The sequence below is a fragment of the Aestuariivivens sp. NBU2969 genome, from assembly GCF_019931125.1.
Classification (GTDB): domain Bacteria; phylum Bacteroidota; class Bacteroidia; order Flavobacteriales; family Flavobacteriaceae; genus Aestuariivivens; species Aestuariivivens marinum.
In genome coordinates this window covers 1-18,548 of the sequence record NZ_JAIOUU010000018.1, presented here as the reverse complement: position 1 = coordinate 18,548, position 18,548 = coordinate 1, and the positions used below count along the sequence as shown (strand labels likewise).

Genomic DNA, 18,548 nt, shown 5'->3' with positions numbered 1-18,548 from the left:
ATGAAACGAAGGGATTTTATACAACAAGCAACAGCAGGAGTTGCTTTTTTAGGATTAGGAGGCATTGGACTACAGTCTTTCTCTACTATAAATACAAAAATAATTACCATCCTTCATACGAACGATGTCCATAGTCATATCGATCCTTTTGGTCCAGGTGAAGGCAAGGACTCCAATATGGGCGGTGTTGCCAGGAGAGCTGCCTTAATTGATGTCATAAGGAATGAAAACCCGAATACCCTTTTGTTAGATGCTGGCGATATTTTTCAAGGTACACCTTATTTTAACTATTATGGAGGGGAATTGGAATTTAAATTGATGAGTAAACTTAAATATGATGCAGCCACTATTGGCAATCATGATTTTGACAATGGTATTGATGGACTTTATGCCCAACTCCCTCATGCCAATTTTGAGTTTGTTTGTTCTAATTATGATTTTTCAAATACAGTGATGAACACCCATACAAAACCCTATAAAATTTTTGTTAAAGAAGGAATTAAAATAGGTGTTTTTGGGTTAGGTATCGAATTGAAAGGATTAGTAGACCCTGCTTTATTTAAGGAAACAAAATATTTAGATCCCATTGAAATAACCGTAGATATGACACGTATTTTAAAAAAAGAAGAAAACTGCGATTTAATCATATGTCTATCTCATCTAGGTTATAACTATATAAATAATCCTAAAAAAATAGATGATCTAAGTTTGGCCAATGCTACAAGCAACATCGATTTAATAATTGGAGGGCACACCCATACTTTTTTACCAAAACCAACTGTTGTAAAAAATAAAAATGGCAAAAACATGCTTGTAAATCAAGTAGGCTGTTATGGGATTAACCTTGGTAGAATTGACTTTTATTTTGACTCCAATAAAAATAAATTGGCAAACGGCACATCTATAATTGTTTAAATTTTTTTAAAAGTTGAAATGAAATGGTCTGCAACTCGTCTAAGGAACATACTATTGTATCAAAATCATGAAAAAATATGTTTCATTATTTCTAAGAATTGTTGTTGCTATTGTTTTAATCCAAACCCTTCGCTTTAAGTTTACCGCACACCCTGATAGTGTATTCATATTTAAAACCTTAGGTTTAGAACCCTATGGCAGAATAGGCGTAGGCATATTAGAGCTCATTGCCAGTTTACTTTTGTTAATTCCTAAAACTATTTGGGCTGGTGCTTTACTTAGTATTGGACTAATATTTGGAGCTATTATATTCCATTTAACTATTCTAGGTATTAAAGTAAATAATGATGGAGGTCTACTTTTTTATACAGCTTTGCTAATATTCACTATGTCCTGCATTATACTTTATATACATAGAAAGACAATGCCTTTTTAAAAAACCAACTACAATTCTTAAATAACAAATGCATTGGACTTATCAAATGTAAGTTTAGATTGCCAATAGAAAAAACAAAATGCCATAAGGTATAATGTAGTCGATAAAAAATTGAACAGCCCTTCATTTGCCATGTTTGCCATATACAAATATGCAATCCCCAGAACTTCACCAAAAACTATGCATAAAGAACCTATAAATAACAACAAGGATTTTTTATCATCTCTATAAAAATAATTTAGTAAGGATAATGACAACAAAACCAACATAACAATGTTATAAGTTAATTCCATAATGTATTCACTAGGGGTTGGAACCCTATCACGCGCTATACTATCTTGCAAAACATAAGCTATATAAATATTCAGGGCAGTTAAAATTATTATGTGGACTTTAAAGTTCTTTAAACTATATTCAACACATGCTCTTGTAAGGAACTTAAACAATAAAGAAGTATAGGCTAGCACATAAAGCGTATTGCCTACAAAATAGTTTACCTTATACGGAATGTACTCAGCAAATAACACCATTAAATCGGACATAGCAAAAAATATTAAGAACAAAGAAACAGAAATGGTCTTTTTCTTAACATGAGTAAAATATAGTAGTGCTATAGCCGGACTTAATAATGAACTTATGCTGTAAGCTAATGAATCCTTTCCCGTTATTAGGAACACCATAAAAGCAATATAAATTATTGGCACAATACTCACCAAAAAAAATTTGGGCTTGTACATAACGTAGGTTTAAAGTTATGTGACAAACATAATAAAAAAAGAGCAATTAAACGAATAAAAAATGCTTTTTATCGATTTTTTTTAAAATTACTTTATTTTTTGTAAGAATTTATATTCATCAATAATAACTATACCTAAAGTTTCTGCTTTAGTTTTTTTACTCGGGCCCATATTATTACCAGCAACTATGTAACTGGTCTTCGACGAAATGGAGCCACTAACTTTCCCCCCATTGTCTTCAATAAGTTTTTTTAACTCGTTTCTGGAAATGGTTTCAAAAACTCCAGTCACCACAACAACATCACCTTTAAGTTTATCTGTTTGACCAAAAAGGGTTTCAGCAGATAATTCCAACTGGACTCCGAATTGTTTTAAACGGTTAATTATAATGATGTTTTCCAATGTCGAAAAGAAAGTCAACACACTTTTTGCTATTTTTTTTCCAATTTCATCCACATTAATCAAATCATCTTCAGAAGCTTTGGCTAATGCATCAATACTTTTATAGTGCCTAGCCAGTTTCTTAGCAACTGTTTCACCTACATAACGAACCCCCAAAGCATACAAAACACGCTCAAACGGAATGGCTTTGGATGCTTCAATACCATTAATTAAATTATCGGCACTTTTTTCTGCCATACGCTCTAACGGAACAACCTGGTCTTTGGTTAATTCGTATAAATCGGAATAATTGGCAATTAACCCTTCATTGACCAACATGGCGACAGTTTCACCGCCCAACCCTTCTATATCCATTGCCTTTCGTGAAATAAAATGTTGGATACGACCAATAATTTGTGGTTTACAGCCATTATAATTAGGACAATAATGTTGTGCCTCACCTTCTTCTCTTACAAGTTCCGTAAAGCACTCTGGACAATTGGTGATGTATTTAGTAGCCTCAGAATTTATTGGGCGCTTTGTCAAATCCACCCCAAGAATCTTGGGAATGATCTCTCCACCCTTTTCTACATACACTTCGTCGCCTACCCTTATATCCAACTTTTCTATTTGGTCGGCGTTGTGCAACGAAGCCCGTTTTACGGTGGTACCTGCCAGTTCCACAGGTTCTAAATTAGCAACAGGCGTTATGGCTCCCGTACGTCCTACTTGATAAGTTATACTGTTAAGTCGTGTTGAAACCTGTTCGGCCTTAAACTTATAGGCCATAGCCCAGCGTGGGGCTTTAGCCGTATAACCCAATTCTTCCTGTTGTTGCAGATTATTCACTTTTATAACCACACCATCTGTTTCGTAAGGCAATGTATGACGTTTCTCGTTCCAGTAATCTACAAAGTCAATAACCTCGTCTATTGAATGTGTCAATTTTGCAGCATTAGGCACCTTGAAACCCCACTGCCTTGCCTTTTCCAAACTTTCAAACTGGGTTTTTATATCTAAATTATTTCCAGTTAAGTTATAAAGTAGACACTCTAACGGACGTTTGGCTACCTCAGCACTATCCTGAAGCTTTAAACTGCCTGATGCTGTATTACGTGGATTTCTATAGGGCTCTTCACCTATTTCAATACGTTCCTCATTCATTTTATTAAAGCCTTCAAAAGGCAAAACGATTTCTCCACGAATATTAAACTTAGGCGGAAAATCACCTTTTAACTGCAACGGCACCGATTTAATGGTCTTTACATTAGCTGTTACATTATCCCCTTGAAAACCATCTCCTCGTGTAACTGCCCTAACCAAAATTCCATTCTCATAGGTTAAGCTTATTGAAGCTCCATCGTACTTTAGCTCACAAGTATATTGAATATCATCATCCACTATTTTTTTTATGCGCTTTTCCCAATCCAGTAAATCCTCCTTGGAATACGAATTATCCAAAGAATACATACGATGCTCGTGCACTATGGTTTCAAAGTTTTTGGTAACCTCGCCACCTACACGTTGTGTGGGGGAATTGGCATCGAAAAATTCTGGGTGTTTAGCCTCAAGCTCTTGCAGTTCTTTTAGCCTAATATCAAATTCGTAATCTGATATGGTTGCATGGTCCAGAACATAATAGTTATAGTTATGTTGACGTAGTTCTTCTCGCAGCTTTTCTATGTGTTGTTTTATGTTGTTCATTAAATAATTGCCTTTACCATTCTATCTTTATTAAAGATATCCTGTTTTAATTCTATATTTGAAAAATGGTGTCGATGCAACAAATCCACCATTGCGTTACCAAGATACTCATTGATTTCAAAAAACAACAAACCTCTTCTTGACAACTTATCAACGCCAAACCGGGAAATAGCTTCGTAAAATAACAACGGATTGTCGTCTTTCACAAAAAGTGCCAAATGCGGTTCATTATCCAAAACATTTGGTTTCATCATGTATTTTTCTTGCTCCCTAACATAGGGCGGATTGGATACAATAACATCGAATTCAAAATCCTTAAATACTATTTCCCAAGAATTTGCGTTTAAAATATCGACATTTAAAAAAGTAACGTCTACATGATTAATTTCAGCGTTTGCTTTGGCAACCAGCAATGCTTCTTCTGATATATCAACAGCATAGACTTTTGCCTTAGGTAAGTGCTTTGCCAAGGAAATTGCTATACAACCGCTACCAGTGCCTATATCTAATATCCTTAATACTTTATCTGTGATTATTAACTTTTCATTCTTAATTGTTAATTCATCAAAGACCCATTGCACCAATTCTTCGGTTTCTGGTCTCGGTATTAGTGTATATTCGTTTACTTTAAACGATAGTCCATAAAACTCTGTTTCCCCCAATAAATATTGTATGGGCTTTTGTTGCTTTAATAAAGCTAATGCATCAATAAGCTTTGTGGCATCATCTATTTGATAATCGTGTTGCATGGCTAAATTCAAACGTGAAACACCACAATAATTGGCAATTAGCATATAAAAAAAGCTATCAACTTCTTCTTTAGTATAGGTAGCATCTAGCTCCTTATGAAATATGTCTTGAATTGCTTTTAACCTCATAAATTCTTAATCATCCAAACCCCACAGGAATAATGTCCTGTATTTCCCAATGCTTTATCCAAATACCTAAATCCGTAACTTTCATAAATATGTATAGCCGCCTTAAGTTGCGATGCTGACTCCAAATAACATTGCTTATACCCTAAAGATTTTGCCGATTGCATACACTTTTCAAAAAGTTGCCTTCCGTAACCTTTGCCCCTTACAGCTGGTGAAAAATACATTTTTTGGATTTCACAAACAGTACCATCAAAATCCTTTAAAGGTTTAATACCCCCACCACCTAAAACTTCACCATTACACTCAACAACATAATACACTTCATTATCTTTCTGATAGGACTCATACATCCTTGGGGTTTCGGAATCACTATAGGCCGTGCCCTCCAAAGGAATCTTAAACTCATGGAAACAGGCCCTAATCACGGCTTCAATAGGCTTATTATCAGTCGGTTCAATTTTCCGAATTACGATAGTACTATTACTCATTTTAAAGCCTTAATTTTGTTTCGATATTTATTGGGATGAATATACATGAAAAATACATAAAACGCTGTATTGAAATTGCTAAAAATGGACTAGGTACAACAAGACCCAACCCTATGGTTGGCTGTGTTATTGTGTATAACAATACCATTATTGGTGAAGGTTATACAAGTGCCTACGGAAGCAACCATGCCGAAGTTAATGCTATAAACTCTGTTACAAACAAGGAACTTTTAAAACAATCGACCCTATATGTAACACTTGAACCATGTTCACATTATGGTAAAACACCACCTTGTAGTGATTTGATTATAGCCCACGACATTCCAAATGTGGTTATTGGTTGTGTAGATGACAATGAAAAGGTTGCCGGAAAAGGCATTAAAAAACTCACGGGAGCGGGCTGTGAAGTAACCGTTGGGGTTCTGGAACAAGACTGTAAAAATCATCATAAACGCTTTTTTACTTTTCACAAAAAAAAACGCCCCTATATTATTTTAAAATGGGCCGAAACCATAGATGGCTTTATTGCGCCACTTACTAAAAGACAAAACAAACCCGTTTGGATAACTAATAAATACTCCAGACAACTAGTACATAAATGGCGTACCGAAGAACAAGCAATTTTGGTTGGAACTAACACAGTTTTACAGGACAATCCCAGATTAACGGTTAGGGACTGGACTGGCAAAAACCCAATTAGAGTAGTTCTAGACAGCAATTTAAAGCTTTCAAAAGTACATGCAGTTTTTAATGGTGAAGCTAAAACAATAGTAATAACCGACAAAGCTACTTCTTCCTATAAAAGCAATATTTATGAGGAGGTGGTTTATTACCAAGCTAATCTAGCTCATGAAATTTGTACTATTTTATTTGAACACCAAATAAATTCTGTAATCATAGAAGGCGGTTCAAAGACCCTACAACTATTTATAGACGCCAATCTTTGGGATGAAGCACGGGTTTTCACAGGAGCTGTTTCATTTAAAGAAGGTGTTAAAGCCCCTCACTTTTCAGGGCGATTGATTTCTGAAAAAAACATCGCTACCGACATCCTAAAAATGTACAGTAATGATTAAGACTATAGTATTCGATTTTGGAAATGTATTTATCAACCTAGATATTGAAGGTGCTTTAAGTAGAACTTGCCAAATATTAGGTATAGATATCTTTTCTGAAGAAATAATAGCCATAAATAGTTTATACGAACAAGGCTTAATTACTACCCGAGAGTTTCTGGAATTTTACAAAACACATATTCCTGACCAATCAAAGGAAACCTTGATCGAAGTATGGAATTGCCTACTAAAGGATTTTCCAAAATACAGATTGGAGTTTCTAAAAACCTTAAAATTAACATCCAAATACAAGCTCATACTATTGAGTAACACCAACGAACTCCACATTAATTGGATAATAGAGAATGTTTCCTTTTACAATATTTTTAAAGCTTGTTTTGACGCCTTTTATTTATCGCACGAGATTAACCTTAGAAAACCAAATCGTGATATTTTTGAATTTGTGTTAACAGAAAACAAGTTAAATCCATGTGAATGCCTATTTATTGATGATAACCAAGCTAATATAAAAACCGCTGATCAAATGGAATTTCAAACATGGCATATCAATCCGAAAACTGAAGATGTTGTCGATTTATTTAAAACCAAAAGCAATCTATTTAACTCTTGATTGAAGACGATAAATATAAAACCATTAATACCGCCTCCGAAAATGTTCTTTTTAAAGATAAGAACAGTAAATTTTACGGTTATGCCTTTCCTGTTAAAAATGAAGAAGAGGCAAAACACTATTTAGAACAACTAAAAAAAGAACACCATAACGCAAGACATTGGTGTTATGCCTATCAATTAGGTACAGAATCAATTATCTACAGAGCTAATGATGATGGTGAACCCAACAATTCTGCAGGAATACCAATATACGGACAGATACAATCTTTTGAGGTAACGAATATTCTAATTGTAGTTGTACGGTATTTTGGTGGTGTTAAACTTGGTGTTAGCGGATTAATAAATGCTTATAAAACTACAGCTTCATTAACGTTGCAGCAATGCAATATCATCACCAAAACCATTAATATAAACTACCTCATAAACTTTAAATATGAAGACATGAACAAGGTTATGAGGATTGTTAAGGAAAACCAGATTGACATTATAAACCAAAAACTGGAATTGGATTGTAAAATTATCATATCTGTAAGAAAAAAGAATGCAAAAAATGTATTCAATTTATTTGATACTTTATTTGGTGTTGAAATAAAGCCAATCTAAGCCTCAATAGCATCCAAAATATATTGAGGGGCCCTTACTGGTTTGTTAGTTTTCATATCAATAAACACCAAAGTGGTCGATGCTTTCGTTAAGATCTCTCCTATTTCGTTAGTAATTATATAGTCAAATTCAATCTTGGCAGTGGGTCTTTTTTTTAGTTGAGTTTTTACATTAATTACATCGTCGTAACTAGCTGATTTTTTATAATTTAAACTCAACGATATAACAGGAAGCATAACACCGCTTTCTTCCATTTTTTTATATGAAATTCCTAATTTACGTAGCCATTCAATTCGCCCCATTTCGAGATATAGCGCATAATTGCCATGATAAACTACCCCCATTTGGTCAGTTTCGCCATATCTCACTCTTATTTGTATTTCATCGATTTTCATAGAGATAATTAAATATTTTTTTGTAGCTTCGGCTAGTCCTTAAACATGCACAAAAAATTCTAAAAATTCAATAGCAAATGATTTTTTTTTTTAGAATTTTGTTCACATATTTGCTTTGCTTTAATGGGGGAGATATGAAAAATCATTTTTCATACAAATTTCTAACTAACTAAAAACCAAATAAACTAAAAAATGAGTAAAACTGCGCAATCGGTATGGAATAATTGTCTAGAGTTTATAAAAGATAATATCCAGCCGCAAGCTTATAAAACCTGGTTTGAGCCCATTGTTGCAGTTAAGCTTACCGATAGTGCTTTAAGTATTCAGGTGCCTAGTAAATTCTTTTATGAATGGCTTGAAGAACATTATGTAAAAATCCTTAAAGTATCTCTCACCAAAGAATTAGGTAACAATGCCAAGTTAGTTTACATTATTAAAATGGAAAATACCTATGGCAACAAGCAACCATTTACTGAAAAAATTCCGAGTTCCAATAGAACTGCTTTAAAATCACAAGAAATTGATGTTCCCCTTAATAATAAAAACCCGGAATTAAGAAATCCGTTTGTAATCCCTGGTATTAGAAATGTAAAAATTGAATCACAACTTAATCCCAATTACAGTTTTGAAAATTTTTTGGAAGGTGATTCAAATCGCCTAGCAAGAAGTGCCGGATTGGCTGTTGCAGTAAAACCAGGAGGCACATCCTTTAACCCTCTTCTAATTTTTGGAGGAGTTGGCTTAGGAAAAACCCATTTGGCGCATGCCATTGGTGTAGACATAAAAGACAAGTACCCTGAAAAGACTGTTTTATATATTTCTGCTGAAAAATTCACACAACAGTATATTGAATCGGTGAAAAAGAATAACAGAAATGACTTTATACATTTTTATCAACTTATAGACGTTTTGATTATCGATGATGTTCAGTTTTTTTCTGGAAAATCTGGTACCCAGGATGTGTTCTTCCATATATTTAACCATTTACATCAAAATGGAAAGCAAGTTGTTTTAACTAGCGACAAGGCTCCTGTTGATATGCAAGATATTGAACAACGCTTGTTATCACGCTTTAAATGGGGTTTATCTGCAGAGTTACAGCATCCCGATTTTGAAACTAGAGTATCGATATTAAAAAACAAGCTTTATCGTGACGGTGTTGAGATGCCTGATGACATTATTGACTATGTTGCCAAAAACATAAAAACAAATGTTCGTGAACTAGAAGGTGCCATTATTTCTCTTATCGCACAATCGTCGTTCAATAAAAAAGAAATAACTCTAGAACTTGCAAAGCAAATTGTTGAGAAGTTTGTAAAGAATACCAAACGTGAGGTATCCATAGATTACATACAAAAAGTTGTATCAGACTATTTCCAAATGGATATCGACACACTGCAGTCTAAAACAAGAAAACGACATATTGTGCAGGCTAGGCAGTTAGCCATGTTCTTTGCTAAAAAATTCACCAAGGCTTCTCTGGCAAGTATTGGTTCCCAAATAGGGAAGCGCGATCACGCTACCGTGTTGCATGCCTGTAAAACGGTCGACAATTTATCTTCAACCGATAAACAATTTAGAAAGTACGTAGAAGATATTACCAAAAAACTTTCTGTTTAAAACAATTACAATGACTAAAATTTTAATGGTTTGCTTGGGTAACATTTGTCGTTCTCCATTGGCCGAAGGTATTTTGCGCTCAAAACTTCCGTTAAGTGATTTTATGGTAGATTCGGCTGGCACTGCAAATTATCATGTAGGAGACAAACCTGATCGACGCTCTATAGCGGTAGCAAAAAAATATGGCTTGGATATTTCCAACTTGAAAGGTCGTCAATTTAGCACCAAAGATTTTGATAATTTTGACCATATTTTTGTCATGGACGAATCCAATTATATTAATGTTATGTCACTTGCTAGAGACGACCAGGACAAAGAAAAAGTGAAGTTTATTTTAAACGAAGTATACCCTAACCAAAATTACAGTGTTCCAGACCCATATTACGGAGGGAATAGTGGATTTGAAAACGTATACAAAATGTTAGATGAGGCTTGTTCTATTATTGCTGAACAATTAACCTAAAATTAATATTTTTATACTTTCCTTTTCATTTTAAATACATAATGAATACAGAGCTAGGCGTTTTATACTTAATACCAACTACTTTGGGTGATAATGCTCCTTTAGAAGTATTACCTATTTCCGTTAAAAAGATTATTGAGCAAACCAATGTGTTTATTGTTGAAAATGAAAAAACAGCACGACGGTTTATCAAAAAAATAAGTTCGGGGAAATCCCAGTCCGCTATACAAATGTTTCATTTAAACAAGTTTACCAATCCTATAGAGTTGCCAGGATTCTTAGAACCCTGTTTAAGAGGCATTAATGTTGGGCTGCTATCAGAAGCTGGTTGTCCCGGTGTAGCCGACCCAGGCGCAGATATTGTTAAACTGGCTCATGAGAAAGGTGTTAAAGTAGTGCCTTTGGTTGGCCCCTCGTCTATTTTAATGGCGATGATGGGATCTGGACTCAATGGTCAAAATTTTGCATTCAACGGCTATCTTCCAATTGATAAGGAAGAACGGAAAAAAGAAATAAAACGACTTGAAAAACTATCTTTTGAAAATAATCAATCTCAAATTTTTATTGAAACCCCTTATAGAAACAATAAACTATTAGAAGATTTGTCCAACATATTATCGACACATACCCAAATTTGTGTAGCTTGTGATATTAGTTTAACTACCGAATTCATTAAAACAAAAAGTGCGGAAAATTGGAAAAAAAATATGGTAGACCTCCATAAAAGACCTACCATATTTATAATTCATAAAAGCTAGAAATTAAATTGCCTTAGCTTTTCTATTAGGTTTTAAAAATGATGTATCGTAACCCGAAAACTTCTTTAGATAATATGATACAGTGGTACCGTTACCATCGGCAAAATTATTGAGCCCATAGCTTCTTAGATATTTTTTCACATTACCTGGGCCAGCCAAATGTGCTGCTGCCAATATTCCAGACTCAGTTACAAGGACACCATTAATACGTTTTCCTACAAAATTTTTAATATCCTTTCTTAAAATCCACTTATTACGTTGTGCATTAGCTATAAAAGCACGTTCCTGTAACTTTGGGTCTTTTAAAAATTTAGTTGGATTATGTATTCCAATTAATTTTAATGTTCCCTTACCAAATTGGTATTTGCCTAGATAACCAAACCTGTTAACACAAGTATAATCACCTCTAGATTCCTTAAAAGCCAATGCCTCTTTGAAACCTACAAAAGATTTTCCTAAATAGGGAGAAAATGTTTGGGCACTTTCTTTCGATACATCGATATTGCCTGCAATATCTTCATCAAGACCTACACTATAGTTTAGTTCAAGGCCTTCGGTTGAATACTCACTCAAATCTATCGTTTCATTAGATGAAAACGATGCGTACAATAGAACAGAAATTGTAAGCGTCAGGGCTGAATAACTTGCAATATTCTTTATCATAATTTCTAAATTTCTTCAGTGTAATACAATAGTATTTCACTTGAAAATTTGAGCGTGCAAAATTAGATATTTTTTTGTTTTTTTCAAAATTCCTCGTTTATATGCATTTTTTAGTAGTGCAATAGATGAAATACACTGCCATTTTTACTCAATTCTAAGGTTGGAAATGGCACCTTAATTACGTTAAAAACATTAAAAATAGATTTCAAAAAACGCGAATTAGTTTTCAATTCATTCAAATTTACATCAAAACTCAAATAGAATTGCCGTCTTCTATTCTTATTTGTCAACAAATTATTGTCAATATCCTCAACTCCCTGCAACATACCATCAGCGCTGTATCCCAGTGCAAAATTCAACCATTTTGGTATATTAAATTCCTTGAAAAAAGCGTGTAAATTAAAACTTAACCAATAGGTTTGGCCATTGTAGTCCTTTAAAATTTCCTCTAAAAAACCTTCACCCAATTTATCTGGATTTAAACCTGCATATTTAGTTTTGTGAAACGAAAATTTTAAATGAATACGCTGCTCGTTCCATAGTAATTCTTGACCAACATACAACCCAGTGCCTACAGCATTAGCAGCTATATCTCCCCAAGAATAACCCCACTCTGCTGAATAACCATCCAAAATTTCGACAGCTGTTAGAAAACCAAAGCCTAATGTGGCTCCATAAATAAGTTGTTCTTTTTTGCTAACCCCACTCCAATTTAGTAGCTCTGCTCCAACCCTTCCCATTTGGTATGATGCAAATACATGTCCTAGCTTATCCATTTGGAGCCATTGATTATTATCGTTTATGACATGAAACTTAGAACGCTCAAAATCGGAATACCATAATTGGTTTAACCCTATTAATGAAAACGTTACAAAAGAAGCTTCTGAAATAATTACGGTATTTCTACGGGTTATGTTTAACGTGTCTGATGGTTTTAAAAAAGTGTCAAACCTAGATTGGGAAAATGATGTTATACAAAGTAAAAAGAAAAAATACTTAATCAAATTAATCATAATTACCTATTAATTCCCTGAGAAGATAGATATCTATGGTACTCCCTAGCATTCATATTATGCTGAGACAAAGTTTTAGCGAATTTATGGTATCCTAAACGATTAGAATCTGCAACAAAATATAAGTACTTGTGCTTTTCGTAATTTAAAACGGCTTCAATAGCCGAAATATCCGGCATAGCTATAGGCCCCGGTGGCAAGCCAAGATATTTATAAGTATTATAAGGCGAATCTATTTCCTTATGAACATTTAATACACGTTTAATTATTGTGTTTTTATATTTAGGTAATTGATATGCTGAAAACTTAATAGTTGGATCAGCCTGCAAAGGCATTCCAATTCTCATTCTATTTAAATAAACGCCTGCAATCCGCGGTTGCTCACTAGTTTGCTTAGATTCTTCATAAACTATTGATGCCAGAGCGATTACCTCACTAGGAGTCAACCCTAAAGTTTGAGCTTTTTTTAATCGGTCATCATTCCAAAAACGTTTGTATTCTTTTAACATTCTGTCCCTAAACGCTTCTGCTGAAGTATTCCAAAAAAACTCATAACTATTTGGCAAGTACATGCCCAACGCTGTAGCTTCTGTAAAATTGTTTTCAGATAAAAATTTGACATCCTTCATCGCATTAAGTAGAGAAATACTGTCGGCTTCAATTTCATTTGAAACCCTTCCTGCCAATTTTTGCAATGAACTTTGATTGTTAAATGATAGTTTTATTGGTAAATTATTTATCCGTATGGAATTAATAATATCGTTATTACTCATCCCTTTTTTAATGGCATATCTACCTGCCTTAATGTTACCAACATATTTTTTTTGCTTTGCTAAATCATCAAAAGAAGCAATGTCATCCAACAAGGGCTGCAATTGATTTCGAACATCTGTATAAGTAGCATTAGTTGGAATATAAAGGTAAGCCACCTCATTATTAAAAACCGTATTTGGACGTAACATGGCTCTATAAACAAAATTCGCAAAAAAAGCTGCAATTACAAGTCCTACGATGGCGATGGCCCAAAGTATCTTTTTTATATACATTTAACTATTTATAAATTGAAATAAATATTCACCTTTATATGAACCATTAATCAAGTTCCAATCCTTTTTTAAACCAATCTTTTTAAAACCTAATCCAGAAAACAACTTGATACTTGCTTCATTGTCTTCTGAAACATTACAATACAACTGGTGCAATTGCAAATGCGAAAAAGTATAATTCATTAAAAGTTTTAAGGCTTCTTTACTATAACCTTTGCCTCTGTTTTCTTGATCTTTTATCAAAATACCAACCCCCGCCCGGGCATGTTTAAAATCGAAATCGAAAACATCAATTAAACCTAGGGCTTCATGCTTAAAATTTGAAATAACCAACCGTAATTGTTTAGCTTCAAATATATCTTGATGGGCATTTTGTAGATATTGCCTTAAAATATGCTTTGAATAAGGTGTTTGGGTGTTACTGACTTCCCAAATAGCTTCATCATTTTCAATGTCATAAAGGAACACTAAATCTTCAGGCTCCAAAGCCCGTAAATAAATATTTTCACCCTTTAGCGTTGTCATATTATACCCTTAAAAACAAATGATGCAGGGCCAATTAGCCAAACATTTTTATAGACCCCATTGTCAATATCAAAACACACTTGCAATTTACCTCCTTGAACCTCTAAATCAATGTGGCTACTTTTGGTTTGTCCAATTGCATGCATAGCAATAGCTACCGCCGTAACTCCGGTACCACATGACAATGTTTCATCTTCTACGCCACGTTCATAAGTCCTAACCTTAAAAGTTTTATCTGATAATTTCTTAACAAAATTAATATTACTTCCTTTTTGGTAATAAGGTGCACCATAACGTATCCCAGCTCCTTTTGATTTTATATCAAAGTCATCAATAGCATCTTCAAATTGTACATGATGGGGGGAACCCGTGTTCAAAAAAACGTGGTTTGGATGTTTCTCAATTGTATCAACATCCAACATTTGAAGCTTTACATTATTCTTGTCATCAATCTCAGCGTGATGCAACCCATCAATAGCCTCAAAAACAGCCTTATGTTGTATCACACTTAAGTATTTAGCAAAAGCTACCAGACAACGACCTCCATTACCACACATGGAACTTTCGTTTCCATCTGAATTGTAGTAAACCATTTTAAAATCCAATGTGTCATGGTTTTCTAATAGAATAAGACCGTCAGCGCCTATGCCAAAACGTCGGTCACAGAGCGCTTTAACCTGTTTGGTATCTTTTTTGTTAAAACCTTGCTGACGATTATCAATCATCACAAAATCGTTTCCAGTTCCTTGATATTTATAAAACGTTTGCTGCATAATTTGTGTACAAATATAGGAATATTAAACTGTTTTTTTGATGTGTTAAATAGTCGTTAAAGTTGACGTTAAAAATCGTTAAAACATAATAGACAACTCAATAAATATTTAATTTTAATCGTTGTTTTTATAATCTAAATTAATAAGAATTATGAAGAAGATTTTATCGCTTGTTTTAGTTTCGGCTTTAGGTGGTATAATGACCTTGGGAGCCTACAAATTATTTATAGAAGATAACAACCATAATGTTGTAGTTACCCAAAATGAAGCACCAACATTTTTACCCGCCAATAACTTAAGTAGTATTAATAATATCTTAGAGGCACCAGATTTTACAATAGCCGCTGAAAACACAGTAAATGCAGTTGTTCACGTTAAAAACCTAGCTGTTGCTTCCAGACAAATGACTATCCAAGATTTACTTTTTGGAGGTGGTGGTGAACCACAATACAGATTAGGAACTGGATCTGGTGTTATTGTGGACCCAAGTGGTTATATTATTACTAATAACCATGTTATTAAAAACTCTAAAGAATTATCAGTAACACTAAACAATAATAAAACATACGAAGCCGAAATTATTGGTTCTGATCCTGAAACCGATATCGCAGTTTTAAAAATTGATGCCGATGAGGTTTTACCAGTCGTAAATTTTGGTGATTCAGACAATGTTAAAGTAGGTGAATGGGCTTTAGCGGTGGGCAATCCTTTTAATTTAACCTCAACAGTTACAGCTGGAATCATTAGTGCAAAATCTAGAAACCTGGACCCAACTGGTGAAAACATTCATTCCTTCATTCAAACCGATGCTGCGGTAAATCCTGGTAACTCTGGTGGTGCCCTAGTAAATATTAACGGTGACCTAATTGGTATTAATACTGCTATTTCATCACAGACTGGCTCTTATATCGGTTATTCCTTCGCCGTGCCCAGCAATATTGCTAGAAAAGTATTTATGGATATTTTGGAATATGGCAACATACAAAAAGGTCTTTTAGGAATTAAAGGTGGAACATTTAGCAGTGAATTTGCTGACGAAATTGGAGTTAGCTACACCGAAGGGGTTTATATCAGTGAGGTTACCCGCAATTCTGGAGCAGAGAAAGCAGGCCTCAAAAAAGGTGATATTATTAAACAATTGGACAACGTTAAAATTTCAAAATTTGAAGATTTAAGAGGCTTTATAAAAACCAAACGTCCTAACGATGTAGTTAACGTTAAAGTGCTTAGAAATGATGAATTACTATCCATGCCTGTTACTATTTCAGGAAAAGACATTATTCCCGCTGAATTTGTAAAATTTTGGGATATGGAGTTTAAAAACATTCCAAACTCAGTCAAGGAAAAATATGAAATTGAAGGCGTTATAATTTCTAAATCTAAAAATAAAAGACTCTTCGATAGTTTGGGTTTAAGAGATGGTTACATCATTACCGAAATTAATGGTGAAAAAATAGAGTCAATTGGAGATATCACCAAGCTTAAAGAAAAATATGGTGATGATTTTGAGGATCACGTAGAACAGCTCGCTTATTTAACGCCAAATTTACAGCCTAAAGAAGTCATTTTTAGATAATAATACATAAAACATAATAAATTAACCTCGGTAGAATCTTAAAATTTTAGCGGGGTTATTTTTTAGATTTCTACTCTCACTTTGAGCACCCCAATAACTATATTGAAATAACAAATTCAACAACTATTTACACCACAATATCAATTGAAACCTCAACTTTTTTAAATTGAATAAATTTTCTTAAAAATAGGTTACGAAAACGTTTGAAATATGGTATTTTTGCAAAATTTAAACAACACTCAAAATCAATAAAAAATGTATTTTAATGACGCATACGAAAAAGAATTAGCATTTCAGGCAGACCGTAGAAGGGCTACTGTAGAATTTATTAAAATAATAAGTGACCTATGGTATGACAAGTCTATTGAATTGGTGCTTTTTAGAAATCAACTTATTGACAAAAATGTAAGCCAAATTTTAAACCTACACGAATATGCTTGCAAATTTGTACAGAAACCTATCTCTATTTTCGATTCCGTTGAAATTGCTCAAGCTATAAAAACCTTGGATATTCCTCCAGCAAAATTAGACATTGGCAAACTTACTTATGAATTTCATTTAGAAGACAGCAAACACGACAACGTTACCGCTTTTGTGGCTTCAAAACTAAAAGATGCCAATAAAAATAGTGATATAAAACCTAAAGATGTTGTACTATATGGTTTTGGCAGAATAGGACGCTTAGTAGCACGCGAACTTATGGCTCGTACTGGGAAAGGAAGTCAGTTGCGATTAAGAGCCATTGTTACAAGAGGCAATATAACCCCTGAAATACTAGAAAAAAGAGCAGCTTTACTTCGCAACGATTCTGTACATGGCGATTTTTTCGGTACTGTTTCTGCCGATATTAAAAATAATGCGCTTTCCATAAATGGTACAACCGTTAACATCATATCCGCTAACTCACCAGAGGATATTGATTACACTAAATACAACATTAACAACGCTCTAGTTATTGACAATACGGGCGTATTTCGCGATAAATCTGCTTTAAGCAGACATTTAAAATCCAATGGCGTAGACAAAGTATTGTTAACTGCACCGGGTAAAGAGGTTCCTAATATTGTTTATGGTGTTAACCATGAAGAAAACAATCCAGACAAAATCAATATCTTCTCTGCAGCATCATGTACTACAAATGCTATCACACCTGTTTTAAAAGTTATGGAAGACTCGTTTGGTGTAAAAAGTGGACATATTGAAACCATACACGCCTATACCAACGACCAAAATTTAGTAGATAATTTTCACAGTAAATACCGTCGTGGTCGCGCCGCTGGTTTAAACATGGTCATTACCGAAACGGGAGCTGGAAAAGCCGTATCCAAAGCCCTGCCAAGTTTGGAAGGCAAGTTAACCTCCAATGCTATTAGGGTTCCTGTCCCTAACGGTTCTTTGGCAATTTTAAACTTGGAATTAGAAAGCGAAACATCCTTGGAGGGATTGAATACCATTTTAAAGAAATACGCTTTGGAAGGTGACCTTGTTGAACAAATAAAGTATGAGCTAAGTGATGAATTGGTTTCCAGCGATATATTAGGTTCTTCGGCACCATCAATTTATGATAGTAAAGCGAGTATTGTTAGGAAAGATGGTAAAAATGTTGTGCTTTATGTTTGGTATGATAACGAGTATGGCTACAGCCATCAAGTTATTAGACTTGCCAAATACATTGCTAAAGTTAGGCGGTACACTTATTATTAGAAATGGGCAACCCTTTTACTGTTTGTCAAAATATTATTTATAGAAAAATTTAAAACAACCAAAAATCCAATTTAATTTTTACCCCAAATATCACTAGCGTCCAAAAGTTTTAATTTTAAAGTAGCCTGAGAATCCCGTATTTTAGATTTGTGATAAAAAAATACGAATTATGGGACTCTTCA

At 34.0% G+C, this 18,548-nt stretch carries 20 protein-coding genes; 10 read left to right on the top strand and 10 right to left on the bottom strand.

The features are described 5' to 3' along the window. Complete coding sequence (locus K7G79_RS11835; RefSeq protein ID WP_223551798.1) at positions 1 to 915, top strand: bifunctional UDP-sugar hydrolase/5'-nucleotidase; 915 nt, start codon at positions 1 to 3, stop codon at positions 913 to 915. Positions 916 to 982: 67 nt separating this feature from the next. After that, a complete protein-coding gene (locus tag K7G79_RS11830; protein ID WP_223551797.1) occupies positions 983 to 1,351 on the top strand; it encodes a DoxX family protein in 369 nt (122 codons plus the stop codon). A 17-nt stretch (positions 1,352 to 1,368) separates the two neighbouring features. On the opposite strand, the gene K7G79_RS11825 is transcribed toward K7G79_RS11830, so the two are convergent. The 4 genes from K7G79_RS11825 to K7G79_RS11810 form a co-directional block, all read right to left on the bottom strand. Further along, positions 1,369 to 2,088, bottom strand: coding sequence for a hypothetical protein (locus K7G79_RS11825; RefSeq protein ID WP_223551796.1), 720 nt, complete (start codon positions 2,086 to 2,088; stop codon positions 1,369 to 1,371). 87 nt (positions 2,089 to 2,175) lie between these two features. Beyond that, a complete protein-coding gene (ligA, locus tag K7G79_RS11820; RefSeq protein ID WP_223551795.1) occupies positions 2,176 to 4,173 on the bottom strand; it encodes an NAD-dependent DNA ligase LigA in 1,998 nt (665 codons plus the stop codon). Next, positions 4,173 to 5,051: a peptide chain release factor N(5)-glutamine methyltransferase gene (prmC, locus tag K7G79_RS11815; protein ID WP_223551794.1), complete on the bottom strand. Its 879-nt coding sequence runs from the start codon at positions 5,049 to 5,051 to the stop codon at positions 4,173 to 4,175. Before prmC ends, ligA begins: the two co-directional genes overlap by 1 nt. Continuing rightward, a complete protein-coding gene (locus tag K7G79_RS11810; protein ID WP_223551793.1) occupies positions 5,048 to 5,539 on the bottom strand; it encodes a GNAT family N-acetyltransferase in 492 nt (163 codons plus the stop codon). The genes prmC and K7G79_RS11810 overlap by 4 nt, the downstream gene beginning before the upstream one ends. A 35-nt stretch (positions 5,540 to 5,574) precedes the next feature. Between K7G79_RS11810 and ribD the strand changes: the two genes are divergently transcribed. From ribD to K7G79_RS11795, 3 genes are read left to right on the top strand one after another with little or no spacing between them, the layout of a single operon-like run. Continuing rightward, positions 5,575 to 6,615: a bifunctional diaminohydroxyphosphoribosylaminopyrimidine deaminase/5-amino-6-(5-phosphoribosylamino)uracil reductase RibD gene (ribD, locus tag K7G79_RS11805; RefSeq protein ID WP_223551792.1), complete on the top strand. Its 1,041-nt coding sequence runs from the start codon at positions 5,575 to 5,577 to the stop codon at positions 6,613 to 6,615. Continuing rightward, positions 6,608 to 7,225, top strand: a complete 618-nt coding sequence (locus tag K7G79_RS11800; RefSeq protein WP_223551791.1) for an HAD family phosphatase — start codon at positions 6,608 to 6,610, stop codon at positions 7,223 to 7,225. The genes ribD and K7G79_RS11800 overlap by 8 nt, the downstream gene beginning before the upstream one ends. Next, positions 7,222 to 7,830 (top strand): YigZ family protein, encoded by a 609-nt coding sequence (locus K7G79_RS11795; RefSeq protein ID WP_223551790.1) that lies wholly within the window; start codon positions 7,222 to 7,224, stop codon positions 7,828 to 7,830. Before K7G79_RS11800 ends, K7G79_RS11795 begins: the two co-directional genes overlap by 4 nt. Here the strand turns inward: K7G79_RS11795 and K7G79_RS11790 are convergent. Further along, positions 7,827 to 8,225 carry a thioesterase family protein gene (locus K7G79_RS11790; protein ID WP_223551789.1) on the bottom strand — a complete coding sequence of 133 codons (399 nt, stop codon included), beginning with the start codon at positions 8,223 to 8,225 and terminating at the stop codon, positions 7,827 to 7,829. The genes K7G79_RS11795 and K7G79_RS11790 overlap by 4 nt on opposite strands. Positions 8,226 to 8,417: 192 nt before the next feature. On the opposite strand from K7G79_RS11790, the gene dnaA reads away from it, so the two are divergent. From dnaA to K7G79_RS11775, 3 genes are read left to right on the top strand one after another with little or no spacing between them, the layout of a single operon-like run. After that, the gene (gene dnaA / locus K7G79_RS11785) at positions 8,418 to 9,845 is read left to right on the top strand and encodes a chromosomal replication initiator protein DnaA (RefSeq protein ID WP_223551788.1); all 1,428 of its coding nucleotides are present in this window, start codon (positions 8,418 to 8,420) and stop codon (positions 9,843 to 9,845) included. A 10-nt stretch (positions 9,846 to 9,855) separates the two neighbouring features. Then, positions 9,856 to 10,308, top strand: a complete 453-nt coding sequence (locus tag K7G79_RS11780) for a low molecular weight protein-tyrosine-phosphatase (RefSeq protein ID WP_223551787.1) — start codon at positions 9,856 to 9,858, stop codon at positions 10,306 to 10,308. Between the two features lie 41 nt (positions 10,309 to 10,349). Further along, positions 10,350 to 11,066 (top strand): SAM-dependent methyltransferase, encoded by a 717-nt coding sequence (locus tag K7G79_RS11775; RefSeq protein ID WP_223551786.1) that lies wholly within the window; start codon positions 10,350 to 10,352, stop codon positions 11,064 to 11,066. A 3-nt stretch (positions 11,067 to 11,069) separates the two neighbouring features. Here K7G79_RS11775 and K7G79_RS11770 read toward each other — a convergent pair whose 3' ends face one another. From K7G79_RS11770 to dapF, 5 genes are all read right to left on the bottom strand, one after another. Beyond that, the gene (locus K7G79_RS11770) at positions 11,070 to 11,729 is read right to left on the bottom strand and encodes a peptidoglycan-binding protein LysM (RefSeq protein ID WP_223551785.1); all 660 of its coding nucleotides are present in this window, start codon (positions 11,727 to 11,729) and stop codon (positions 11,070 to 11,072) included. A gap of 110 nt (positions 11,730 to 11,839) precedes the next feature. Next, entirely contained in the window at positions 11,840 to 12,742 is a 903-nt protein-coding gene (locus tag K7G79_RS11765; RefSeq protein ID WP_223551784.1) for a DUF2279 domain-containing protein, read from the bottom strand. 2 nt (positions 12,743 to 12,744) lie between these two features. Next, entirely contained in the window at positions 12,745 to 13,788 is a 1,044-nt protein-coding gene (mltG, locus tag K7G79_RS11760) for an endolytic transglycosylase MltG (RefSeq protein ID WP_223551783.1), read from the bottom strand. Further along, a complete protein-coding gene (locus tag K7G79_RS11755) occupies positions 13,789 to 14,313 on the bottom strand; it encodes a GNAT family N-acetyltransferase (protein ID WP_223551782.1) in 525 nt (174 codons plus the stop codon). Then, positions 14,310 to 15,086, bottom strand: a complete 777-nt coding sequence (dapF, locus tag K7G79_RS11750; protein ID WP_223551781.1) for a diaminopimelate epimerase — start codon at positions 15,084 to 15,086, stop codon at positions 14,310 to 14,312. Before dapF ends, K7G79_RS11755 begins: the two co-directional genes overlap by 4 nt. A gap of 151 nt (positions 15,087 to 15,237) precedes the next feature. Between dapF and K7G79_RS11745 the strand changes: the two genes are divergently transcribed. Together K7G79_RS11745 and K7G79_RS11740 are read left to right on the top strand one after the other, a co-directional pair. Further along, a complete protein-coding gene (locus tag K7G79_RS11745; RefSeq protein ID WP_223551780.1) occupies positions 15,238 to 16,662 on the top strand; it encodes a trypsin-like peptidase domain-containing protein in 1,425 nt (474 codons plus the stop codon). A gap of 255 nt (positions 16,663 to 16,917) precedes the next feature. After that, positions 16,918 to 18,366: a glyceraldehyde-3-phosphate dehydrogenase gene (locus K7G79_RS11740; RefSeq protein WP_223551779.1), complete on the top strand. Its 1,449-nt coding sequence runs from the start codon at positions 16,918 to 16,920 to the stop codon at positions 18,364 to 18,366. Positions 18,367 to 18,548: the final 182 nt, after the last annotated feature.